We start from the raw sequence: 21,828 nt of genomic DNA on the forward strand, positions 1-21,828 counted from the left end.
ATCTGTCAATCCCGTCGTGGACAGCACTGATACCCGATTCGGGCGTTGTCGGTCGACCCGGTTCGGACGCTATCAGTCGCCGTCTCCGCGCTACCAGGAGTGAAACGGTGAAACCGGTTTCGTCCCGTCGGTCACTTCGAATCGTGCGCCGCCGGCCCTGCTCTCTGTCACCGAGATGTCCCAGCCGTGGGCGTCGATTATCTGCGTTACGATAGACAGGCCAAGGCCGGTGTCACTCCCTGAAAAGCTGTCTACTGAGAGAAGGGAGTCTAGTTCATCGGAGGGGATGCCGGGCCCGTCATCAGCGACGTAGAAGCCGGTCACGCGGCCCTCGGTTCGCTCGTCTGCAGTGTCTATCTCGGTTGTCCCGTCGTCGAGAATCGGACCGACCCAGACGGTCACGTCGTCGCCCGCGTGGTCCGCCGCGTTCCGAAAGAGGTTCTCGAACACCTGTTTGAGGCGGTTCTGGTCACCGAACACCGGGGCGGACCCTTCGACCCGCAGCGTTGCGTCAGCCGTTCTGGCCATCTCCCAGGTCTGTTCGACAATGGTATCGAGCGAAATGGCGGTTCGGTCTTCGACCGCATACCCCTTCTTTGCGAGGGTCAGCAGGTCGTCGATGAGCGCTTCCATGCGAGCCACACCTTCCTCCGCATCTTCGAGATGGGACAGGTCGCCGGTCTCTCGCACGAGTTCGAGTCGCCCCTCGACGACGTGGAGGGGATTTCTGAGGTCGTGGGAGACGACGCCGATGAACTGTTCCATCCGGTCGCGCTGGACGCGGAGGTCGTGCTCGCGCTCGGCTTTTTGCAGTGCCGCCTGGACGTGCGTCGCGTACATCCGGGCGAGTCGAAGCGTTTCGCCGTCAAACGTAACGGGGGCGAGGGACCCGATGTTGATAACGCCGTACTCGGCAAGCGGCAGGATTATCTCGCTGCTGACGGGCGAGTTCTCGTTGTACTGGCGCTGCTCGTCGTCGAGTTCGGAGTACGTCCGAACTTCGTCCTGCTCGAACGCCTCCCACGAGAGACTGTTGCCGGGCCGGTAGGTGACCGGCCAGTCGAATACCTCGTCCGCCCGCTCCGTCGACGCCGCCAACTGCAGTTCCGACGCGTCGCTGTCATACAGCCACAGCGCTCCGAGTGGCAATTCGAACACAGACGAAATCCCCGACATTGCGATCTCGCATATCTCACGCTCGGACTCCGCAGCCATCAACTGCTGTGTTACGGCCTCGAACGAATCGAGATCGAATGCGACCATTAACTCCCCACCCATCCCGTATAATTCATGCAACTGTATATATAAAACGCGGTGATCTCGTGTCAGTGATACGTACCATAGCGTCGTCGGTCCGCCGATGTCGCGGGACCTTTGTATCCACAGTCCTCAGGGAGCGGTATGCGAACGGTCGAAATCGACGGCCTCCCGGTGGGTGATGGGCACCCGACACGCGTCATGAGCGTGTTGAACATGAGTTCGAACTCCGGGTACAAGCCGAGCGTGTATCTGGACCCCGCGGAAGCCGCCGAGGCTATCGAGGAGAACCTCGTCCCCGCCGGCGCGGACATCATTGATGTCGGCCTCCAGTCGGCCAACCCCAAGTACGAGTCCAAGCCGGTCGAGATGGAGAAAGACCGGCTCGAAGAGGTCGCGCCGCTCGTCGACGAACTCGACGCCGACGTGCCGCTGTCGCTCGAAACTCGGTACGCAGAAGTCGCCGAGGAAGCCATCGGCCACGGCTTCGACCTCATCAACGACGTGTGTGGCTTCGCCGACCCGGACATGAAAGGCGTCGTCGAAGACCACGACATGCCGGTCGTCAAGATGGCCAGTCCGCCGGACCTGGCCCGGCCCGGCGCGCTGAAGAGCATCGACGACATCTTCGAGGCGCTCCAGCGGGACGGGTTCACGGACAAGACCATCATCGACCCCGCTTTCGGCGGCTGGTACGACGGCAAGGAGTTCGAGGACAACTGGGAGATGTTCCGCCGTCTCCGGGAGTTCCGCGCCTTCGACAGACCGATGCTCACCGCGACCAACCGCGAGGACTTCCTCGGCGACCTGGCCGACCAGCCCGAGACGGAGAACCAACTCGCCGTGTCACTGGCCGCGGCGACGATGGAAGTCGAACGCGGGGCGCACATCATCCGCACGCACGACACACGCGAGACCCACGACGTGGTCAAGGTGGCCGACGCGCTCGGCGACGAGCGGACGACGCGAGCGGAAACCGAACCCGGCCCCACCGTGGCGGAACTGACTGACGTGACACTACGGGAGGTGGCTCGCCATCAGGCACTCGGTGAGACGGTCGCCGGCGGCACCGACGACGGCGCGACGCTGACGTTCCTGCTCGGCGACCTGACCGACGCCGCACGAGCAAGCCTCCGGGCCGTCGCCGAGGTGACCGACGTAGTGGTCGTCGAGAAAGACGGCGACAGTCTCTACGTCGGCGGTGCCGCGGCCGCGCTGAAAGTCGTCACCGACAGCCTCGCGGAGGACGGCCATCGGGAACTCGCTGGCGAACTGCGAGCGTCGCTGTCGCGGCGCGTGTAGGTCGGTTCCGGGGCCGACTTTTACACTAGATCGTCGTGGAGGTCGTGGAACGACCCGATAGTGAGGTCCGGCTCTCCGGCGAAGGCGTCCCACGGGCCGTCGTCGCGGTTGACCCAGACGCCCTGCATCCCGGCGTGCATCGCGCCGTAGACGTCGAAGTAGCCCGCGGTGACGTGGGCGATTTCCTCGATATCAGTCTCCGTTCGCTCCGCTGCGTGGCGGTACAGTTCGGCCGCCGGCTTGAACGTCTGGATCTCGTCGGCGCTGACGGTGTCTTCGAGCAGGCCACCGATGCCGGCGAAGTCGACCATCGATTCGAGCATCTCGGGGTTGCCGTTCGAGACGACATAGAGGTCGTAGCCGGCGTCGTAGAGCCTGTTCATGCCGTCCCGCACGTCGTCGAACACGTCGAGTTCGTGGTAGACCGCGAGAATGTCGTCGCGCTCCTCCGTCGTGATGTCGACGCCGTGGGCGTCCAGCGCATACTGGAGCGCGTCGCGGTTCATCTCGTAGAACGGCTTGTAGGCGTCGATCTGGTTGGCGAGGAACGTGTACGCCAGCGAGCGGGAGCGCCAGAGCCGGGACACCGGCTGGGGGTCGTCCACCCGGTCGGCGAGGGCTTTCTGGGCTGCCTCGACATCGACGATAGTGCTGTACGAGTCAAAGGTAATCGTCGTCACGCGGTCCGGGTCGAACGGCATAGGTACCCGTAGAAGCGGGTGCCTCATATAGCCGGTCGCCGAGTCGAGCGTCCAACCGTCCGGTACGGGCACACTCTCAGCGTCATGTGTGACGTGACTGCCCCCTGCTCAGTGGGCAGACATCTCAGACAGGACGCTGACACAGTACACGTCGACGATGATCCGAAGGATGCCGACGGCACCGGGATTAGCTCCTCTAGAGACGCTAGCGACCCGGCCACCGCGCTGTGAATAAACCGCGGACAACGGGCGACACTCCCCCTCTCATGTGGCTTTATCTCCCGTGCGGCCGCACTGCGAGCCATGTCTCAGGTACGTACGTTCCAGTTGCTGACAGGCGTCCAGCCAGTCGTCGCTCGACGCGTGGAGGGCGGCAGATGACAGCGCGGGATGTCTATCTCCCGGTCGCGGCACAGCCGTCGGTCGACACGCTGGTCGAGATGAGTCAGCAGGCCGAGGACAGTGGCTACGACCGGGTCTGGCTCCCGGAGACGTGGGGGCGGGACGCGGTGACGACGCTGACTAGCATCGCCGAGCACACGTCGACGGTCGGCCTCGGGTCCTCAATTCTGAACGTGTACTCGCGGTCGCCGGCGCTGCTCGGCCAGACCGCGGCGACGCTGCAGGAAGTCTCGGACGGCCGTTTCCGGGCCGGCGTCGGCCCGTCCGGCCCCATCGTCATCGAAGGCTGGCACGGCCGTGAGTTCGAGAATCCGCTCAAGTACACGCGGGAGACCGTCGACATCATGAAACTGGTGCTCTCCGGGGAAACCGTCGACTACGACGGGGACATCTTTTCGCTGTCCGGGTTCCGACTGCGCTGTGAGCCGCCCGAACCCGCGCCGCCCGTAGACGCCGGCGGCCTCGGCCCGAAGTCGGTCGAACTCGCCGGTCGCTTCGCCGACGGCTGGCACGCGCTGATGCTGACCGCCGACGGCCTCCGAGATCGACTGGAAGACTTCGAGCGCGGAGCGGATCTCGGCGACCGCGACCGGTCAGACCAGCGGGTGACGCTGTCGCTGACGTGCTGTGCGATGGACGACCGGGAGCAGGCCCGCGAACTGGCCCGTCAGCACGTCGCGTTCTACATCGGCGGTATGGGGACGTTCTACCGCGACGCGCTGGCCCGCCAGGGGTACGAGGACACCGCCTACGAGATCGCCGAGCAGTGGGGGTCGGGCGACAAAGCGGCTGCCGTCGACGCGATCAGCGACGAGCTACTGGACAGCATCGCCGTCGCCGGTACGCCCGAGGATTGTCGCGACCACATCACACAGTTCGAAGACATCGATGGCGTGGACGCAATCAACATCTCGTTCCCCCGCGCTGCCGAACCGGACACTATCGACACGACCATCGACGTGTTAGCGCCCTGAGTCGGGGACTCGGCGTCAGTCGGTAGCGACTGGCTCGATGTCGTCACGTCGGCCGTCGAGCACGTCGAAGCGCTCGCCGCGGCGCTGTTCCAGCCAGCGGAGCAGGCGCTCGGCCCAGCGGAGTTTCTGTCGCTTTTCCGCAGTCACGGACGGGTCGTCGAAGTCCCAGCCGGGGAACACCAGCGAGGCCGCGCCGAAGTGGTCCGCGAGGAACGCGGCGCGGTCGCCGTCGGTGAAGCCGCCGTAGTTGTGGACCGGCGGGGCGGGGGCCGCCTGTGTCGTCGGCACGACGAACTCGCTGTCGTAGGCCGGAATATGTGTCTCCAGTGCCGGGATGTTGTCGCCGTGGGCGTGGGCGACGACCGGCGTCCCGTCGGCGGTCAGTTCCCGTCCGGTATCGGCGTTCTTGTCCAGGTCCGTGATCATGCAGTCGATGGCCACACCTTCCGTCTTGAGGCGGTCGGCGGCCGTGGAGGCCGCGAAGACCACGTCAGCATCGACTGCCCGGTCGGCCTCGGCTTCGAGTGATGGGCCGGCCCCGGCGACGGCAACCGTTGCACCGTCGAGTCCGAGTCGCGCCGGGTCGTACGTGCTGTCGTCGCCGAGCAGTGCGGCGAACCGATCGCGGGCACGCTCGTCGCCATCGCGAGGATAGCCGAAATCATCGAGGATATCCTCGTACACTGGTTCCCAGGTGTGAAATTCCATCTGTTGTCAGACACCACGGAGTGAACGTGCTTCTGTCTTGTTCACCTAGCCAGTCATACCGCTTTCACACTACCAACGCCCCACAGCGTAGCTGTCGCTATCGAATTCGTGTCCAGATAAACCGAGTTGAGCCGAAATGGCACGTCCGTGTACCCCTACCCGGGTGCCCTTTCGGCTTTCACCCCTTTCTTTCGAGGCCTCCGGTATAAGTTTTCTCTTACCGTCAGACATGGAGGACAGGCGTCACAAGCCCGAGGACTTGTTACGTTGGGAACACGATTCAGTAGTCCACGACAGTCTCAAGGCAGGGCAGCACTTACCGCAGGCAAATGGTCTCGGAACTGTCAGTAAACGCGCAAGACGGTGCAGTTCCGGACTCGCTGGTGGTCGTTTCGAACCGTGAACCGTATAGCCACGAGCGGGACGACGACGGCGAGATACGGGTCCAGTCCGCGGCGGGTGGGCTGACGAGCGCACTCGACCCGGTGATGCAGTCACGGGGCGGCACCTGGGTCGCCTGGGGCAGCGGCGACGCCGATATGGCCGTTGCCGAGGAGGGCATCGTCGAAGTGCCGCCGTCTGCCCCCACATACGACCTGAAGCGCGTCCCCCTCTCCGACGCGGCGGTGCAGGGCTACTACTACGGCTACGCCAACCAGGTGCTCTGGCCCCTCTGTCACGAGGACACGGGCCGAATGTGGGCCGAACCCGCCTACTGGGAGCAGTACCGCGCCGTCAACGAGCAGTTCGCCGAGGCCGTCGATGCGGTCGCCGACGCGGGCCAGCCGGTCTGGTTCCAGGACTACCACCTGGCGCTGGCACCCAGACTGGTCCGACAGCGGCGACCGGATACGACGCTGTTGCAGTTCTGGCACATCCCCTGGCCTGCACCGTCGGTGTTCCGGCACTGCCCCCACAGCGACGCGCTCCTCGACGGGTTGCTGGCCTGTGACGTCATCGGCTTCCACACGGCGGCCTACGCCGAGCAGTTCCTGCAGTGTGTCGACAGCGCGTTCCCCGGGGCGAGCGTTGACACGGACAGCGGGACGGTCACCCGCGGTGGCGACAGGACACGAGCCGTCGCGAACCCGCTGGGTATCGACGTCGAGGCGGTTCGGGACCGGGCACAGGACGCGGACGTGACCAGTATCCGAGATACCGTGCTTGGCGGCAGTCGCTCGGACACGTCGATCAGCCTCGCGCTCGGCGTCGAACGGCTCGACTATTCGAAGGGCATCCCCGAACGGATCGAGGCGCTGGCACACCTCTGGGACCGGCGACCGGACCTGCGAAGCGAATTCACGTACGTCCAGAAGGCGAGCCGAACCCGGGAGGGGATCGCCGCCTATCGCCGGTACCGCGCGGACGTGGTCGATGCCGTCGAGCGCGTCAACGACCGCTTCGGGACCGACGACTGGCAGCCCATCGTCTACACCGAGGCCAAACTCGACAACGAGACGCTCGCCGGGCTGTACCGGGCCGCCGAGGTCGCGGTGGTCACGCCACACCGCGACGGGATGAACCTCGTCGCCCACGAGTACCCGGCGGCCTGTGTCGACGGCGACGGCGCGCTCGTGTTGAGCGAACTGGCCGGCGCGGCGACCCATCTCGACGGCGCGCTGACGGTCAATCCGCACGACATCGAGGCGATTGCGGACGCCATCGAGCGGGCGCTTGAACTGGACGAAGCGGAAACAAGGGACCGGCTGTCGCGTCTTCAGCACGGCGTCGAGGCGCTCGACAGTTCACAGTGGGTCGCCAGGCAGTTCAGCGCCGTGCAGTCGCCGTAGTTTTCCCGTCGTTCGTCAATTCGCTGCGTTTGACAGCCAGTCCGGTTCCGCGACGGTGGTGTCGTCGACCTTCGAGACGGAGAGCGACAGCGTCACCGTCACCGGCCGGCCGTCCCGCTCGGTCGTCACGCGGTACTGGAACGACCGGACGACGCCGTCCTCGTCGACGAGGACAGTCGCACTGGCCGAGTCCGTCGTCCCGTTGGCCGAGACGTTCGTCGAGACAGCGTCGTCAGCCGCGAAGCCGGTGACGTCGCTCCCGGTCGCTTCGAACCGCGAGACGCTGTCACCGTCGACCGTCTCGGTTCCGGCGTAGGTCCAGTTGATGTCCGACCCGAGCGACTGCAGCAGCGAACGGTCGATGACGCTGCTTTCGTTGACGGGCTGGACCTGGCCGTCGTACGGCGGTGTCGCGGAGCGGTAGTCCGTCATCGTGTCGTCACCGCGGGTGAGAACTCGACGCTCGGCGGTGGTCCCGTCGGCCGTGTAGGTCGTCGTCGCCAGCGTGTCGCCGCTGGCCTGGACCAGTTCGCCCGTCGACAGCGACCGGTCGCTGTCGCGGTCGATAGCGACGGTCCGGTTGATGAACACCGACCGGTTCTCGCCGTCGCGGACCGTCGAGAGCTGGAACGACAGCGAAGTGGTGAACGACGAGTTCGACAGCGTCTCGAAGTGCCCGCGTTCGATGGCCGCCGCGTCGAACCCGGACGACCCGGGTGCAGGGCCGTTGGCATCAATCTGCGTCGCCGTTACTTCGGTGTCCGTACCGTCTGTGCCCGGATCAGTACCCAACAGCCCGCTACAGCCGGCGGACGCTGTCAGTAGCACTACGAGTGCAAGCGAGAGGTGGCGGCGTTCGAGTAACATACCGGAGCCACTGTATCGGTGAACTATTTCGTTATGGCCGTTCAGCTGTCACGTTCTGGCTGTCAACGGGTTACGCACAGGCCTACCTGAGGGCACGGCTACCGGTGCGAATCCATGATTCGTGCCGGCCCCGTCGGACCAGCGTCAGACGCGCGTCATGCGCGTCATGAGGGTTTAAGACCGACGAAACCGCTATGTATACCGTGCCTCTCGGCTCCGACCCGCTGTCCGAACTCGACATTCCCGACGGGACGACTGTCGAGGAACACGACCTGGTGACCGACGGTGACGTCATCGTCGGCGGCCAGTCGACCGTGGAGTTCGGCGTGCGCGGGCGGACGGTCATCGCCGACGAGCGGGTCCGCTTTGGCGGCCACATCGAAGCCGAAGGTGACTGTCGGCTGGACATGTGGTGTGATGTCGCGGACAACGTCCTCGTCGGTGAGGACGCCTACATCGGCGAACGGGTACACATCGGCGGCGAACTCCGTGTCGCGGGCGACCTGGATATCGGCGACGACGTGGACATCGAGAACGGGTTCGAGGCGAACGGCTGGATCGTCATCCGCAATCCGATGCCGACCATCGTCTTCCTGTTCGTCTACCTCTCGCAACTCCTCCGCATCGGCGAGGAAGACGCGGCCGAGGAAGTAATCGACGAGATGCTAGACGACGGCGGTGACGAGCACGACCCGGTTCTGATTCCACGCGGTGCGAGCGTCTCGGACGACGCCTGGCGCGTCTCGACGCCGGCGACGGTCGGCGACGACTGTCGGCTCCACGGCAACATCCGCGCGAAGTCCCTCGAAGTCGGCCGTGACACGGTCGTCTTCGGGAGCCTCCGCGCGAAAGACGATATCGTGGTCGGCCGGGGCACGGAGATCAAAGGGGACGTAACGACCCGCAGCGGCACCGTCCGCGTCGGCCCGGGCGCGAAGATCTGGGGCGACATCTCGGGGACGACCGTCGAACTCCACGAGAACGCGACGGTCGACGGGACAATCCGCACCAGCGAGGAGATGCGGATGCACACCGAGGCAGTGCTAGACCGCCCGGACGAATCCGCTGCGGCGATGGCCGAGATGGCCGAATCGCTCGAAGCTGACACTGACACTACGGAGCCAGCCGACGAACGAAGCGATTCAGACAACAGCGAGTCGGCGGCCGATGCAGCAGCCGACGACCCCGCCACTGCGGACAGTGCGGCAACCGACGGCGGGGATGCAGACGGAGTGACAACCGGCAGCGATGCTTCCGAGGACGGTCCCGACGTCGAAGAGGCGGCGGAGTCGGCAGAGTAACCGCTCGGACGCTATTTTGCGTGGCGAACGCTCGCTACACAGCGTCAGCGTTCAGTCGCGTCACTCACGGCCGTCGGCGGTGAAACCCCGTGTCCCGGTCCGTCGATATCGATATCCGGGCCGAACGACATCGACGGCGGGCACTCGTCAAACAGCAGGTGGCCGTCCAGATCGACGTAATCGAAGGCACCAAGCCCAGCGGCGAGGTGGGCGCTCGTCGCGATCCCGGTCGCGCCTTCGAGCATGCAGCCGAGCATACAGTCGAGGGAGGCGGCCTCGGCGATGGCCGCAATCGCCGCTGCCCCGAGGAGCCCCGATTTCCCGAGTTTGACGTTGATCACGTCGGCAGCCCCGTCGCGAACCACGGCCGTTGCGTCTGCCGGCGTGAACACGGCCTCGTCCGCGGCGACGGGAACCGGGAGTCTGTCGCGTGCCCTCGCAAGACCGCGAATGTCGTCTTTCGGTGTCGGCTGTTCGACCAGGGCAAGGTCGACCCCGGCCGCGGTCACCTCGTCGACAAACGTCGCTGCGGCCTTCGGCGTCCAGCCCTGATTCGCGTCAACCGTGATCGTCGCGTCGGGCGCTGCATCCGCGACCGCAACTGTTCGGGCCACGTCGGCGTCGATTTCGCCGCCGGTTTTGACCTTGATGTGGTCGAAGCCGGCAGCTGCGGCGCGCGTGGCTCGTTCGGCTGCCGCGTCGGGCGTGACTATCGGAACGGTGATATCAGTCGTAACTGTGGTCGGCGCGCCGCCGAACAGTTCCGAGAGCGGGATACCACGGTCACGACAGTACGCGTCCAGCAGTGCCGTCTCGACGGCGAACAGCGCCGAAACCGCTCCGGGCACTGCTGCCCGCAGGTCACTGACAAGTTCGCGGTAGTCGGCGAGGGCCGCCCCCTCAAGCAGCGACGTAACCGACCGGGCAGTCGCCACGGCGGCCGCCTGCGTCTCGCCGGTCACCGGCGGCAGCGGGGACCCCTCTCCGTAGCCGACTACACCTGAGTCCGTCTCTACTGCGACGACCAGGTTCCGCGCTTTTGCTCGGGTCCCGAGCGATATCTCGAACGGTTCGCGGAGTTCGCGGTCGAGCGCCGCGACGGAGACGCGGTCGATACGGGTCATAGTGCCTCCAGAACGGCCGTGATGAGTGTCTCCGGGCCGTCGTCGTCGTAGATGTTCGCCGCTGGGAGGCCTGTCCGAGCGGCTTCTTCCTCCGGATCGCCCCAGGTGGAGAGCGCGGCGACTGTCGTCTCTGTGAGGTCGGTAATCGCGCGGCGTTCGGCCTCGACACCGGCCACAGTGAGGTCATCGAAATGTGACCGGGCCTCCCGGGAGGGGTCGTCGGCCAGCACGACTGCATCGGGGGCCGCCCCGTGAAGCAGCCCGAGCGTCACCCCGCCGTAGGCGGTGTGCGTGAGCGCGGCCTGCCCTTCGACGAACACGATATCGTGGTCCGCTGCGACGTCGAGCACCATGTCCTCGACGACGCCCGAAACGAAGTCGGCCGGAACCCGGTCGATGACGACACCGCGGTCCGCGCCGACGAGGATACCGGTCTGTCCCGTCGCGACCCAGCCGGCGTCGAGTCCGGCATCGGTCGCCGCCCGGTACAGTTCGAAGGTCGTCGTCCGCTTCCCGACCGCACAGTCGGTCCCCATCGTCAGGACGACATCCGCGTCGGCTTCGCTCCCGCGGCCGTCACCGAGCGTCAGGTCGGCGACGGACGGCGGTTTCCGGACGTCGACGAGGTCGACACCGTGTTGCTGGGCGCGCTCGGTCCAGGCTGGGCGCTCGCTCAAGAAGACGTGCAGGCCGGAGACGACGTCACAGCCCCGTTCCATCGCACGCTGGATAGCCTCGACCCAGGCCGCCGGGAGGTCACCGCCGGCGGGCGCGACGCCGATGACGAGGACGGCCGCGTCCGGGGCTCGGTTCAGCGCTTCGGTGACGGTTTCGACGACCGGCACGTCGTCGGCCGCCGGCCAATCGAGGGCCGCGCCGGCGTTGGGGCTCGGACACGTCGAGTCCACGACGGCCTGCGCGTCGAACAGCTCTCCGTGCATGACGATCCCGTTGGCCGTCTTGCCTTCCGGTTGTCCGAACTCCCCCTCTGCGAGCACAACGGCGGGCGTGCCTTCGTCGTATTTTCGACGCAAGTCCATACTGATGTAGATCGCCGACGTGACTGACAAACCAGAGCCTTACATGTGTGGCACCCGGTGAGACCACTGGAGGACGATTCCCCGTGGTGAAAGCAAACACAGCCAAGCACGGTCACGCCGCAGAACCCGGAGAGAACGATGGGAGTTGACAGCTCCGATGCGACCGCTAACTCGGCCAGCGGTGGTCTCCAGCTGACACTCGAACTGGAGCATCCCGACTGCTGGATGCGGGAAGTGACGGCGGCCACCTCGGCCAGACTGCTGGTCAACGCGGCGTATCTAGTGGGCGAGCAGGTCAAGGCCCACGTCGTCGCATACGCGGAGTCGGCGGACGCAGTCGACGCGCTCGTTGCGGCGACTCGGGCGTCCGATCACACATATGCGGTTACAGAGATGGACACCCGTCGCAGCTTCGGCGGGATATCGGCACCGGTAAACAAAGCGACGAGCACGCTGCTCGTCGAGTACGGCCCCGAGGAGAGCATCCACGACGCGCTGGTCTCACACGGGTTCATGAATCAGGAGCCGATCCGAATCCGCGACGGGACCGAGTACTGGACGGTCGCCATCGACGAATCGCGGGCGACGATACAGGAGAAACTCGACGCCGTGTGTGCACAGAAGGACGCGTCGATCACCGTCACACAGATTACGTCCGCGACCACCGGGAGCAGGGAGCGCGACGGGCTGGCTATCCGGCAGCTTTCGGACAAGCAGCGGGAAGTGTTCGAACTGGCCCGCAAACGCGGCTATTACGACTACCCGAGAGCGGTAAGCGGGAGCGAGTTGGCCGACGAACTCGGTATCGCGAAGACGACGTTCCACGAACACCTCCGGAAAGTCGAGGCCACGCTGCTCGGCCCGAGAGACGCTGACCGGTACTGACGACGGGACGGCGTCGACCCGTGCTTCGCCTTGCCGGGTCCGGACTGTCAGAGCCAGCGTCCCGGTCCCTGTTCCGTATTTGTGACCCCCAGCGCGACTGAACGCCTACTGGACCGCGAGCGCGACTGAACGCCTATTGCACTCCGAGTTCCGACTCCAACTCCTCGACGACGTCCTGCAGCATCGACGCGAGTTCCTCGTTCGGCGGCAGCCGATACAGCGGGCCGGAGATGTCCAGTGCGCCGAGGACGCCGCCGTGTGGAGCGGTGACCGGTACGCCGACCGAGCGAAGCCCCTCGACCGCTTCCTGATCGTTCACCGAATAGCCGCGCTCGTTCGTGCGTTCGATATCTTCCATGAGGGTTTCGCGGTCGGTGATTGTATACTCTGTCTCGGCGGGCAGCCCCCACCGGTCGAGAATCTCGTTGACTCGGGTCTCCGGCAACGCGGCGAGAATCGCCTTGCCGACTGCCGAGTTGTGCAGGTAGTAGTACCGGCCCACCTGGAACCCTTTCGAGGGGACGTTTGCGACGACGTTGAACAGGGTTATCGCACGCCCGTACTCTTCGACGGCGAACGTGACTTCCTCGCCACAGCTATCGGCGAGTTCGTGTGTTTTGCGACGGGCGACCTCGTACCACTCGTTTCGGGTCCGAGCGCCCTCTCCGAGGTGGAACAGCTTCATACCGAGTCGGTACTGCTCGCCTCGTTTGACCAGATACTCCTGATCTAGGAGTGTCTTGAGGTGAACGTGAATGGTACTCGTCGAGAGGTCCAGCCGGTCCGCAAGCTCACTCATTCGAGCCTCCCCCAGCTCGTTTACCGCATCGATGATCGCGAGGGAGGTTTCGGTCGTCTGGAGACGACGACCGCTAGAGCTGTCCATACCACTGTGGACTTGGTAGTAGTATAAAAAGGTCCGGACATAGTGGAACCGGTTCTGTGGATATTATGTGTAGATGTGATAGCTACTGAGAGGGGAAATTACCTAAGGTTATATTTTATAATCTCACGCCCGAAATTAGTCCGTCTCCCCGGATTTTGTGCGATATATAAGGTTAGGACGCTGTCCGAAATCCAATAGAAGTGGACTTTTATATAGCTACAGCGGCCGGGACGAGACAAGACTTCACCAGAGGCGGCACCTGTGATTTGTTACCGGAGAGATAGTTATTATCATGATCTTTTGCGTGTGTATCTGACGAGGCACAGAATGCATGTCAGACACGGATAGTGGCGATGGGACAGAGATCGAGGAGATCTCTGGTCCGGACGTCGAAGCAATCGAGTTCTACGGCGGACGGTGGATGAGCGTCATTCCCATAGGGTTGTTTATCCTGTGGGCAATTGTCCAGAGTGGCCTGTTCGGTATCGGGGACACGACTGGACTCGTCGCGGGGATGCTCGTGGCGCTCATCGTCGGGATGTTCTTCGCCAAGGGAGACTGGAAGAACTACGCGAACACCATCTTCGATGGGATGACGAAGCGGGTCGCCGCGACGGCAGTCGTCGCGTGGCTCTGGGCAGGAATGTTCTCGAACACGCTGCAGGCAGGTGGCTTCGTCGGCGGACTCGTCTGGGCAGCGAACGCGGCCGAAGTCGGGGGCGCGCTGTTCCCCGCCGCCACCTTCATCCTCGCTGCGCTTTTCACGACCGGTATCGGTACCGGGTACGGCGCGGCAGTCGCCTTCTCGGCGCTGTTCTTCCCGGCCGGCATCCTGCTCGGTGCGAATCCGGTGTTGTTGTTCGGAGCAATTCTCTCAGGGGCTGTCTTCGGCGATAACCTGGCACCAGTCAGTGATACGACAATCGTGAGTGCGGTGACGCAGGACGCCGACATCGGCGGCGTCGTCGCCTCGCGGTTCAAGTACGCCATCATCGCTGCGGTGCTGGCGCTCGCGGCGTACGTTTTCGCCGGGAACGCGATGCCCGGGCTGGACATCTCCCAACAGGCGCAGGACCTGTTCGTCCAGAACAGCGAGCCGGCGGGACTGTTGCACCTCATCTCCATGCTCGTCGTCATTGTGACGGCAGTCATGGGCCGACACATTGTTGAGGCGATCTCGTGGGGACTCATCGTTGCTGTTGCCTTCAACATCGTCTTCGGTCTCGCACCGCTGAGTGCCGTGTTGCTGTTCAAGGTCCCGGAAACGTCAGCAGCCGCGAGCTGGGCCGGCTCGCTTCCCATCGCGGAAGTGGTCGCGCCGCAAAACGCCGGCGTCACCGGGTCGATCTACAACGGTGCAGCCGGGTTCTTCCCGCTGATCGTGCTCGTGTTGCTCATCGTCGCCGGGTCAGAGATCATGATCCGTGGCGGTGGCTTCGAGGCGATCCAGGAGTGGCTCCTCGAAAACGTCGCAACGGGCGTTCGCAAGGCCGAAACGACGATGGTGGTCGGCACTGCCCTCGTCAACTCGATGATCACGATCAACACGGCCGCAGAGATCGCGATCGCGCCGTACATCGCCCGCATCGGCCAGCGGTACAACATCAACAGCTACCGTCGAGCGAATATCCTCGACGCGAACACCTCGGCGCTCGGGTACATCTTCCCGTGGGGTGGCGGCGTTCTCATCGGCTTTGCGACGCTGCAGGGCCTCCCGAACCAGTACGAGTGGTTCACCAGTGCGATGGTTGTCAACCCCATTGATGTCTGGCCGTACGTCTTCCACGGCTGGTTCCTGTTCGGTGTGTTCCTGCTCTCCGCACTGACCGGCTTCGGGCTCGAATACACCACTGACCGCAAATCCAAGGATGTGACCCGTCTATGAGCATATTCAGTAAGTTCCTCACCGGAATGTCCTTCAGGACGACCACGCCGACGTTCGAGGCGGGCGAAGAGATAGAGGTGTACGTCACGGAACTCGACGAGGAATCCGGCGAGTTGGTCGCACTGGTCGGCGAGACCCGCCTCTACTTCGAGAACGGTGAGGCAGACATCGTCGGCTGTCGCGTCCTCGCGAAGGTCGAATCGTTCGACGACGCGGAGCACCGCGGCCGTCTCACCCACCTCAAGACGCTGTCTCGGGGGTCGTTCTAGGATTGCCAACGAGCGCCGAGACGGATATTGAATCAGTATAGCGCGATCGAATAAACCGATATCACAGATTCGAACCACTATGAGCAACTCACTATATTCGACAGCACGACAGGACAATCAGACGACTATCGTCCCCAGTACGGACATCGAGGCGGCCGTCGAGATGGCCGACCTCGTGCCGGCCATCGAGGCCGCGTTCGCCGCATACGAAAACGACACGGCGCAGATGCCGCCGAAGTCCTACATCGACCTGCCACAGCACAACGGGGACTTCCGGTCGATGCCGGCCTACCTCGAAACGGACGACTGGGAAGCGTCGGGCATCAAGTGGGTGAACGTTCACCCGGACAACCCCGACGAGTTCGACCTGCCGACGGTGATGGGGACGCTCGTGTACACGGACCCCGAGAGCGGGTTCCCGCTTGCGGTGATGGACGCCACGACGTTGACGATGAAGCGAACCGGGGCGGCCGCCGCCGTGGCGACGGACCACCTCGCAGTCGAGGACGCGTCCTCGCTGGGCATCATCGGTGCCGGCGTCCAGTCGTACACGCAACTGGAGGCCATCTCGCAGGTGCGACCGATAGAGTCCGTTATCGTCAGTGACCTCGACGACGACCGCGTCCAGCGGTTCATCGATACCTTCGGCGACGAGTTCGACGTGCGAGCTGGGACCATCTCCGAGGCGGCCCAGTGTGACGTCCTGTCGACGGTCACGCCGGTCGAGGACCCCATCGTCACGCTCGACGACCTCGGAGAGCACACTCACGTCAACGCCATGGGTGCCGACGCCGAAGGAAAGCAGGAACTCCACACGGAGGTCATCCGCGAGGCGACCCTCGTCATCGACGACTTCGAGCAGACGACCCACTCCGGCGAGATAAACGTCCCCTGGAGCACGGGCGAAATCGACGAGTCTGATATCGACGCCGAACTCGGCGAGATCGTCGTCGGGAACGCGCCGGGCCGCGAGGACCTGTCCGGGATTACCGTCTTCGACTCGACCGGGCTCGCGATTCAGGACATCGCTGCCGCACGCATCGTGTACGAATCGCTCGGTGACGATAGCGGCTACCGCCTCGAAATGGTGTAACTCCGGCGGTCTGTAGTATCGTATCAGCTGGCCGTTCACCCACTGCTATCGAGTGACGCACAGACAACTGTGGCACGCAGTTGTGGCCCGGAACGATTTATATGTGCCATACGACGAGGGCGTATGCGACGCGTCATCATCGACACGGACACCGCGGGCGACGACACACAGGCAATTTTGCTGTCCTGCCTCAGTGATCGAGTTACCGTCGAGGCAGTCACAATCGTCGCCGGCAACGTGCCCTTCGACAGAGAGGTCGAGAACGCGAAATACACGCTCGATCTCGCCGATTCTCTCGACGTACCCGTCTACGAAGGGGCGAGACAGCCGCTTCTCAAGGAGTTCGAACACGCGACGTACATTCACGGCGAGGACGGCCTCGGCGGGGACGTGTTCCCCGACACCGGTATCGAGTCGGCGGCAGGGTTTGGCCCCGACGAGATCGTCGACCGCTGTCGAGCGGCCCCGGGTGAAATCACACTGCTCTGTATCGGACCGCTGACCAATCTGGCGCTGGCGTACGCCCGTGAGCCCGACCTTCCAGACCTCGTCGACGAAGTGTGGGTGATGGGCGGGAACGTCAACTGTGAGGGGAATATTACTCCCGCCGCGGAATTCAATCTGTGGGTCGACCCCGATGCTGCCAAACGCGTGTTCGACGACTTCGAGGTGACGCTCGTCGACTGGGGCGTGTGTCTTCGGGATGCGGTGTTCGGCACTCCCGAGTTCGAGGCGGTCTCGGCGTTCGACACGGAACTGGCGTCGTTCTTCGAGTCGGTGACCGAGAAGGCCCGGGCGTTCAACAGCGAGGGTCCCGACGACCCCGGATGGACGGCACTCCCGGACAGCGTCACCGCCGCATTGCTTGCGTACCCGGAACTCCGCGAGGAGGTGTCGACGTACCACGTCGCGGTGGACGACCGCGATGGGCTCACCTGCGGGTACACCAGCGTCGACGTCAACGGCGTGACCGACGGCGAGCCGAACACCCACGTCGTGGAGTCCGTCGACAACGACGCCTTCCAGTCGGTCATGTACTCGCTGCTCCAGTCCCGGGACCCTGACAGCGGCATCGCCGAGTGAGTCATACTGCCGGCTGTACGTCTGTGAAGAATATCGCCACTTCGGGGTGGCGAATCTCTTGAAATAGTTACAGCCAGCAGTATCAGGAGCGGCGTCGGGAGCGATAGTAGCGAACGGTGTGTGTCGTCGTTGCCGCTGTGCGAGACCTGTGGCGCCGGTCCTGTCGCCGCGTGTTGTCCCTGGTTTTTACTGGGGGCCGGAGGGATGTCAGGGTATGACGCTTACAGACCGTCTCGACCAGTACCGCCGGACAGCGGGGCTCGAAGCCGTCTGGTTCGCCCGACCGAACTCCTTCGCGTGGCTAACCGGAGGTGGAGACAACGTCGTCGACCGGGAGGGCGACGTCGGCGTCGCCGCCGCTGGCTACGACGGTGACGAGGTCCGGGTCGTCACCGACAACATCGAAGCGCCGCGGCTACGTGACGAGGAACTCGGCAGCGATGTGGCCGTCGAAACGTTCGACTGGCACGCACAGTCGCTGGCCGAGGCTGTCGCCAAAGCGAGCCCGACGCCGGCGGCGGCGGACTTCGACGTCCCCGGTTTCGAGTCAGTCGACGCCACACAGCTCCGACAGCCGCTGACCGAGACCCAGATCGAGCAGTGTCGTGACCTCGCGCGAGACACGGCTGAAGCAGTCGAAGCTGTCGCGCGGAACGTCGAGCCGTCCCACACCGAACTCGATGTGACCGCCGTGCTCCGACAGAAGCTCGAAGGCCGAGGCATCGCTACGCCCGTCGTACTCGTCGGTAGCGCCGAGCGGGCACAATCCTACCGCCATTACACCTCGACCGAAACTGAACTCGGCGACTATGCGCTCATGTCGGTGACCGTCCAGCGGAACGGGCTCCACGTCAGCACCACCCGAGCGGTCGCGTTCGACCCGCCGGAGTGGCTGGTGGAGCGAACCCGCAAAGCCGCCTGCGTCGAGACCACTGCACTGGCCGCGACACAGGCAGCCGGCCAGAATGGTGGCACAGCGGGCGACGTGTTCGACGCTATCCAGAACGCCTACGCCGAGGTCGGCTGGGAAGGCGAGTGGCAGAACCATCACCAGGGGGGTGCGACGGGCTTCGCCGGCCGGGAATGGATCGCCACGCCCGGAAGCGGGGTCGAGGTCGCGTTGCCACATGGGTACGCGTGGAACCCGACTATCGACGGCGCGAAGAGTGAGGACACCTATCTCGTCTCGGCCGACGACATCGAACTCCTGTCCGCGACCGGCGACTGGCCGACCGAGACGGTCTCGGCAGTCGGCTACGACCTCGAACTGCCGCGACACACGGTGCTGGAACTGTAGCGGTACTGCAGCCATCTCTAGCCGGCGGGGCCAAGGAGTTTACAACGGGTGTTGTATGAACCCGTGGATTTAAGCAACGCGTCAGGCTACCCCTCTGTATGACCGCAGAGCGCGCCTGGTGGAAGGAAGCAGTCGTCTACCAGATCTATCCCCGAAGTTTCAACGACAGCGACGGCGATGGCGTCGGCGACTTGCAGGGCATCATCGACCGCCTGGACTACGTCGCCGACCTCGGCGTCGACGTCATCTGGCTCAATCCGGTGTACGACTCCCCGCAGAAGGACAACGGTTACGACATCAGCGATTATCAGGCCATCTACGACGAGTTCGGGACGATGGCCGACTGGGAAGCGCTACTCGAAGCGGTCCACGACCGGGATATGCGGCTCGTCATGGACCTCGTCGTCAATCACACCTCGGACCAACACGAGTGGTTCCGGAAGTCCCGCCAGCGCGACCCGGAATACGAGGACTACTACATCTGGCGCGAGGGCGGAACAGACGAGGACGGCGAGCCCACGCCACCGAACAACTGGGAGTCCTTCTTCGGGGGCTCCGCCTGGGAGTACGACGAGGAGCGCGGCGAATACTTCCTCCACCTGTACGACACCTCACAGCCGGACCTGGACTGGCGCAACGACGCCGTTCGACAGGACGTCTTCGACACCATCGAGTGGTGGCTGGAGAAGGGCATCGACGGCTTCCGGATGGACGTCATCAACCTCCTGTCGAAAGTCGAGGGGCTGCCCGACGGCGACCCGGACAGCGAGTGGGTCGGGTCCGAACAGTTCATCGACGGGCCGGAGATGCTGTCGTATCTCGACGCAATGGACGACGAGGTGCTGTCGAATTACGACGTGATGACTGTCGGAGAGATGCCACAGCTCACCGTCGAGTCGGCCCGCGAGTACGCCGGCGCGGACGGCCCGCTGGACATGGCGTTTCACTTCCAGCACACGAAACTCGACTACGCTGACGGTGAGCGGTGGTCGGTCGGCGACTGGAGCCTGCCGGAACTGAAGCGTATCGTCGACCGCTGGCAGGACGGGCTGGCGGCGGACGGCTGGAACACGCTGTACTGGGAGAACCACGACCAGCCGCGGAGCGTCTCACGCTACGGCGACACCGAGAACTACCGCCGGGAATCCGCGAAGCTGCTCGGGACGTTCATCCTCACGCTCCGTGGCACGCCCTACATCTACCAGGGCCAGGAACTCGGGATGACTAACGCCGACTGGGACACGATGGACGACCTCCGCGACGTGGACGCCATCAACCACGCGCGGGAGCTACTCGACCGGGAGGGCGTCGAGGGCTACGAGGACGTGAAAGACGTCGTCGGCTACCGGACCCGCGACAACGCCCGAACGCCGATGCAGTGGGACGACTCGCAAAACGCCGGGTTCACCGACGGCGACCCCTGGATTCAGGTCAATTCGAACTACAGGGAGATCAACGCCGCCGACCAGCAAGCCGATGCGGATTCCGTCTACAACTACTACCGGCGACTCATCCAGTTGCGCTCCGACAGGGACGTGCTGGTGTACGGGGACTACACCGACCTGCTCCCCGAGCACGAAACCGTCTTCGCCTTCACGCGGTCGCTGTCGACGGACTCGGGAACCGAGAAAGTCCTCGTCGTCCTGCACTTCGACGACGCGACGGAAACCTTCGACCTCCCGGTCGAGTACGCCGATGCGACGCTGCTAGCGTGCAATTACGACCACGACGACCCGGACCCGGAAACGGTGACGCTCGCGCCGTACGAGGCTCGCGTCTACGAGCTGTTCGATTGAGTCCTTCGTACTACCTGAATCCCGCCGCGGGGCCGTGGCGAAGCACAGATTCAAGACGCGTCCGTCACCAGCAGTGGTATGTACCTTGCCGACGAGACCTGGCCGGACCTCGGCGACTATTTCGAGACGGAGTCGCTGGCGCTCGTCCCGCTCGGATCGACCGAGCAACACGGGCCACATCTCCCGCTGGCGACGGACCACCTCATCGGGGAAGCCTTCGCCCGGGAAGCCGCCGACAGGACTGGCTACCTCTGTACCCCGACGATCAATGTCGGCGTGAGTCCCCATCACAGACAGTTCAACGGGACAATGTGGGTCGACGCACCGGTGTTTCGTGACTACGTCGAGTCGTTCACCCGGAATCTGGCGTACCACGGCATCGACCGGGTCATCTACGTGAACGCCCACGGCGGGAACGTCGAGCACCTCCGGGAGGTCGGCCGGCGGCTCCGGGACGACGAACTGCTGTACGCCATCGAGTGGATGTGGGACGAGAGTATCCCGGACCTCGTAGACGACCTGTTCGAGCAGAACGGGCCACACGGCGGGCCGAAGGAGACGGCCATGATTCAACACCTGCGCTCCGAGCTGGTTCACGACGACCGCCTCGAAGACGCACGGGACGGCGGGATTCCGAGCGTCGAGGCTGCGGAGACAAAGAAGTACGGTTCGCGAACCTTCTACGACGCCGCTGATAACACCGGCAACGGTGTCCTGGGCGACCAGACCGACGCAACGGCCGAGAAGGGGGCCGAGATGTTCGAGGCCGCGACCGAACAGCTCGTCAGGCTCTGTGAGTGGCTGGACGCCCAAGCGTTCGACGACCTGCTCCCAGAGCCACACGTCTAACGCCGGGCTGTCGGCACCCGAGAACGATTCCCGCTCTCCGGGGCTGCCGTTCGATAGCCAACCCCCGGTAGTTGGGTTTTTGCGACAGGCGGGAGTACGGGATGTATGGCCCTCCTCCTGTTTCCCGGGATGCCCGGTACTACTGAACTGTTCGTCATGCTCGTCATGATGGGGATGTTTCTCGTCGTTCCCCTCGCACTCGTCGTGGCCGCGTATCTGTTCGGCAAGCGCCGCGGCAGAGCCGAAGTGAGCGAGTCGGGCGATTCATAACCAATCGCCAGACGGCGGCCAATCGGCGCGTAATGGGCCTGTCGCGGCG

General features: G+C 64.3%; 20 protein-coding genes. 13 read left to right on the forward strand and 7 right to left on the reverse strand.

What is annotated here, in order from left to right:
* Nucleotides 1-90 precede the first annotated feature (90 nt).
* Nucleotides 91-1,263: a sensor histidine kinase gene (locus tag VI234_RS08275; protein ID WP_336329716.1), complete on the reverse strand. Its 1,173-nt coding sequence runs from the start codon at nucleotides 1,261-1,263 to the stop codon at nucleotides 91-93.
* Between the two features lie 138 nt (nucleotides 1,264-1,401).
* Here VI234_RS08275 and VI234_RS08280 point away from each other — a divergent pair, with 138 nt between their 5' ends.
* A complete protein-coding gene (locus VI234_RS08280; protein ID WP_008310110.1) occupies nucleotides 1,402-2,559 on the forward strand; it encodes a dihydropteroate synthase in 1,158 nt (385 codons plus the stop codon).
* A gap of 20 nt (nucleotides 2,560-2,579) precedes the next feature.
* Here VI234_RS08280 and VI234_RS08285 read toward each other — a convergent pair whose 3' ends face one another.
* Nucleotides 2,580-3,260 carry a haloacid dehalogenase type II gene (locus VI234_RS08285; protein WP_336329717.1) on the reverse strand — a complete coding sequence of 227 codons (681 nt, stop codon included), beginning with the start codon at nucleotides 3,258-3,260 and terminating at the stop codon, nucleotides 2,580-2,582.
* A gap of 377 nt (nucleotides 3,261-3,637) precedes the next feature.
* On the opposite strand from VI234_RS08285, the gene VI234_RS08290 reads away from it, so the two are divergent.
* A complete protein-coding gene (locus tag VI234_RS08290; RefSeq protein ID WP_008310112.1) occupies nucleotides 3,638-4,636 on the forward strand; it encodes a TIGR04024 family LLM class F420-dependent oxidoreductase in 999 nt (332 codons plus the stop codon).
* A 15-nt stretch (nucleotides 4,637-4,651) separates the two neighbouring features.
* Here the strand turns inward: VI234_RS08290 and VI234_RS08295 are convergent, their stop codons facing one another.
* A complete protein-coding gene (locus tag VI234_RS08295) occupies nucleotides 4,652-5,344 on the reverse strand; it encodes a 6-hydroxymethylpterin diphosphokinase MptE-like protein (RefSeq protein WP_336329718.1) in 693 nt (230 codons plus the stop codon).
* A gap of 329 nt (nucleotides 5,345-5,673) precedes the next feature.
* On the opposite strand from VI234_RS08295, the gene VI234_RS08300 reads away from it, so the two are divergent.
* Complete coding sequence (locus tag VI234_RS08300; protein ID WP_008310115.1) at nucleotides 5,674-7,134, forward strand: alpha,alpha-trehalose-phosphate synthase (UDP-forming); 1,461 nt, start codon at nucleotides 5,674-5,676, stop codon at nucleotides 7,132-7,134.
* 15 nt (nucleotides 7,135-7,149) lie between these two features.
* Here VI234_RS08300 and VI234_RS08305 read toward each other — a convergent pair whose 3' ends face one another.
* Complete coding sequence (locus VI234_RS08305) at nucleotides 7,150-8,001, reverse strand: DUF7537 family lipoprotein (RefSeq protein ID WP_336329719.1); 852 nt, start codon at nucleotides 7,999-8,001, stop codon at nucleotides 7,150-7,152.
* Between the two features lie 194 nt (nucleotides 8,002-8,195).
* On the opposite strand from VI234_RS08305, the gene VI234_RS08310 reads away from it, so the two are divergent.
* Complete coding sequence (locus VI234_RS08310; RefSeq protein WP_008310119.1) at nucleotides 8,196-9,302, forward strand: polymer-forming cytoskeletal protein; 1,107 nt, start codon at nucleotides 8,196-8,198, stop codon at nucleotides 9,300-9,302.
* 44 nt (nucleotides 9,303-9,346) lie between these two features.
* Here the strand turns inward: VI234_RS08310 and VI234_RS08315 are convergent, their stop codons facing one another.
* Both VI234_RS08315 and VI234_RS08320 read right to left on the reverse strand, forming a co-directional pair.
* The gene (locus VI234_RS08315; protein ID WP_336329720.1) at nucleotides 9,347-10,426 is read right to left on the reverse strand and encodes a dipeptide epimerase; all 1,080 of its coding nucleotides are present in this window, start codon (nucleotides 10,424-10,426) and stop codon (nucleotides 9,347-9,349) included.
* On the reverse strand, nucleotides 10,423-11,466 hold the full coding sequence (locus VI234_RS08320; RefSeq protein WP_336329721.1) for a DUF1611 domain-containing protein: 1,044 nt from the start codon (nucleotides 11,464-11,466) through the stop codon (nucleotides 10,423-10,425). Before VI234_RS08320 ends, VI234_RS08315 begins: the two co-directional genes overlap by 4 nt.
* A 138-nt stretch (nucleotides 11,467-11,604) precedes the next feature.
* On the opposite strand from VI234_RS08320, the gene VI234_RS08325 reads away from it, so the two are divergent.
* Nucleotides 11,605-12,351, forward strand: coding sequence for a helix-turn-helix domain-containing protein (locus VI234_RS08325; protein WP_008310124.1), 747 nt, complete (start codon nucleotides 11,605-11,607; stop codon nucleotides 12,349-12,351).
* 133 nt (nucleotides 12,352-12,484) lie between these two features.
* Here the strand turns inward: VI234_RS08325 and VI234_RS08330 are convergent, their stop codons facing one another.
* Nucleotides 12,485-13,237, reverse strand: coding sequence for an IclR family transcriptional regulator (locus VI234_RS08330; protein WP_008310125.1), 753 nt, complete (start codon nucleotides 13,235-13,237; stop codon nucleotides 12,485-12,487).
* 331 nt (nucleotides 13,238-13,568) lie between these two features.
* Here VI234_RS08330 and VI234_RS08335 point away from each other — a divergent pair, with 331 nt between their 5' ends.
* The 8 genes from VI234_RS08335 (at nucleotide 13,569) to VI234_RS08370 (ending at nucleotide 21,779) form a co-directional block, all read left to right on the forward strand.
* On the forward strand, nucleotides 13,569-15,122 hold the full coding sequence (locus VI234_RS08335) for a Na+/H+ antiporter NhaC family protein (RefSeq protein ID WP_008310127.1): 1,554 nt from the start codon (nucleotides 13,569-13,571) through the stop codon (nucleotides 15,120-15,122).
* A complete protein-coding gene (locus VI234_RS08340; protein ID WP_008310128.1) occupies nucleotides 15,119-15,391 on the forward strand; it encodes a DUF7513 family protein in 273 nt (90 codons plus the stop codon). The genes VI234_RS08335 and VI234_RS08340 overlap by 4 nt, the downstream gene beginning before the upstream one ends.
* A gap of 79 nt (nucleotides 15,392-15,470) precedes the next feature.
* A complete protein-coding gene (locus VI234_RS08345) occupies nucleotides 15,471-16,484 on the forward strand; it encodes an ornithine cyclodeaminase family protein (protein WP_336329722.1) in 1,014 nt (337 codons plus the stop codon).
* 123 nt (nucleotides 16,485-16,607) lie between these two features.
* The gene (locus tag VI234_RS08350; protein WP_336329723.1) at nucleotides 16,608-17,567 is read left to right on the forward strand and encodes a nucleoside hydrolase; all 960 of its coding nucleotides are present in this window, start codon (nucleotides 16,608-16,610) and stop codon (nucleotides 17,565-17,567) included.
* Between the two features lie 214 nt (nucleotides 17,568-17,781).
* On the forward strand, nucleotides 17,782-18,864 hold the full coding sequence (locus VI234_RS08355; protein WP_008310135.1) for a M24 family metallopeptidase: 1,083 nt from the start codon (nucleotides 17,782-17,784) through the stop codon (nucleotides 18,862-18,864).
* A gap of 98 nt (nucleotides 18,865-18,962) precedes the next feature.
* Nucleotides 18,963-20,660 (forward strand): glycoside hydrolase family 13 protein, encoded by a 1,698-nt coding sequence (locus VI234_RS08360; protein WP_336329724.1) that lies wholly within the window; start codon nucleotides 18,963-18,965, stop codon nucleotides 20,658-20,660.
* 78 nt (nucleotides 20,661-20,738) lie between these two features.
* Nucleotides 20,739-21,509, forward strand: a complete 771-nt coding sequence (locus tag VI234_RS08365) for a creatininase family protein (protein WP_336329725.1) — start codon at nucleotides 20,739-20,741, stop codon at nucleotides 21,507-21,509.
* 105 nt (nucleotides 21,510-21,614) lie between these two features.
* Nucleotides 21,615-21,779: a hypothetical protein gene (locus VI234_RS08370; RefSeq protein WP_008310141.1), complete on the forward strand. Its 165-nt coding sequence runs from the start codon at nucleotides 21,615-21,617 to the stop codon at nucleotides 21,777-21,779.
* Nucleotides 21,780-21,828: the final 49 nt, after the last annotated feature.

The organism is Haloarcula sp. CGMCC 1.2071, assembly GCF_037078445.1.
In the GTDB taxonomy this organism is placed as follows: domain Archaea; phylum Halobacteriota; class Halobacteria; order Halobacteriales; family Haloarculaceae; genus Haloarcula; species Haloarcula amylolytica.

Excerpts from the sequence above, each read along its gene's own strand:
- VI234_RS08275 (WP_336329716.1), bottom strand. The coding sequence starts at position 1,263 with ATGGTCGCATTCGATCTCGATTCGTTCGAGGCCGTAACACAGCAGTTG.
- VI234_RS08280 (WP_008310110.1), top strand. The coding sequence starts at position 1,402 with ATGCGAACGGTCGAAATCGACGGCCTCCCGGTGGGTGATGGGCACCCG.
- VI234_RS08285 (WP_336329717.1), bottom strand. The coding sequence starts at position 3,260 with ATGCCGTTCGACCCGGACCGCGTGACGACGATTACCTTTGACTCGTAC.
- VI234_RS08290 (WP_008310112.1), top strand. The coding sequence starts at position 3,638 with ATGACAGCGCGGGATGTCTATCTCCCGGTCGCGGCACAGCCGTCGGTC.
- VI234_RS08295 (WP_336329718.1), bottom strand. The coding sequence starts at position 5,344 with ATGGAATTTCACACCTGGGAACCAGTGTACGAGGATATCCTCGATGAT.
- VI234_RS08300 (WP_008310115.1), top strand. The coding sequence starts at position 5,674 with ATGGTCTCGGAACTGTCAGTAAACGCGCAAGACGGTGCAGTTCCGGAC.
- VI234_RS08305 (WP_336329719.1), bottom strand. The coding sequence starts at position 8,001 with ATGTTACTCGAACGCCGCCACCTCTCGCTTGCACTCGTAGTGCTACTG.
- VI234_RS08310 (WP_008310119.1), top strand. The coding sequence starts at position 8,196 with ATGTATACCGTGCCTCTCGGCTCCGACCCGCTGTCCGAACTCGACATT.
- VI234_RS08315 (WP_336329720.1), bottom strand. The coding sequence starts at position 10,426 with ATGACCCGTATCGACCGCGTCTCCGTCGCGGCGCTCGACCGCGAACTC.
- VI234_RS08320 (WP_336329721.1), bottom strand. The coding sequence starts at position 11,466 with ATGGACTTGCGTCGAAAATACGACGAAGGCACGCCCGCCGTTGTGCTC.
- VI234_RS08325 (WP_008310124.1), top strand. The coding sequence starts at position 11,605 with ATGGGAGTTGACAGCTCCGATGCGACCGCTAACTCGGCCAGCGGTGGT.
- VI234_RS08330 (WP_008310125.1), bottom strand. The coding sequence starts at position 13,237 with ATGGACAGCTCTAGCGGTCGTCGTCTCCAGACGACCGAAACCTCCCTC.
- VI234_RS08335 (WP_008310127.1), top strand. The coding sequence starts at position 13,569 with ATGTCAGACACGGATAGTGGCGATGGGACAGAGATCGAGGAGATCTCT.
- VI234_RS08340 (WP_008310128.1), top strand. The coding sequence starts at position 15,119 with ATGAGCATATTCAGTAAGTTCCTCACCGGAATGTCCTTCAGGACGACC.
- VI234_RS08345 (WP_336329722.1), top strand. The coding sequence starts at position 15,471 with ATGAGCAACTCACTATATTCGACAGCACGACAGGACAATCAGACGACT.
- VI234_RS08350 (WP_336329723.1), top strand. The coding sequence starts at position 16,608 with ATGCGACGCGTCATCATCGACACGGACACCGCGGGCGACGACACACAG.
- VI234_RS08355 (WP_008310135.1), top strand. The coding sequence starts at position 17,782 with ATGACGCTTACAGACCGTCTCGACCAGTACCGCCGGACAGCGGGGCTC.
- VI234_RS08360 (WP_336329724.1), top strand. The coding sequence starts at position 18,963 with ATGACCGCAGAGCGCGCCTGGTGGAAGGAAGCAGTCGTCTACCAGATC.
- VI234_RS08365 (WP_336329725.1), top strand. The coding sequence starts at position 20,739 with ATGTACCTTGCCGACGAGACCTGGCCGGACCTCGGCGACTATTTCGAG.
- VI234_RS08370 (WP_008310141.1), top strand. The coding sequence starts at position 21,615 with ATGGCCCTCCTCCTGTTTCCCGGGATGCCCGGTACTACTGAACTGTTC.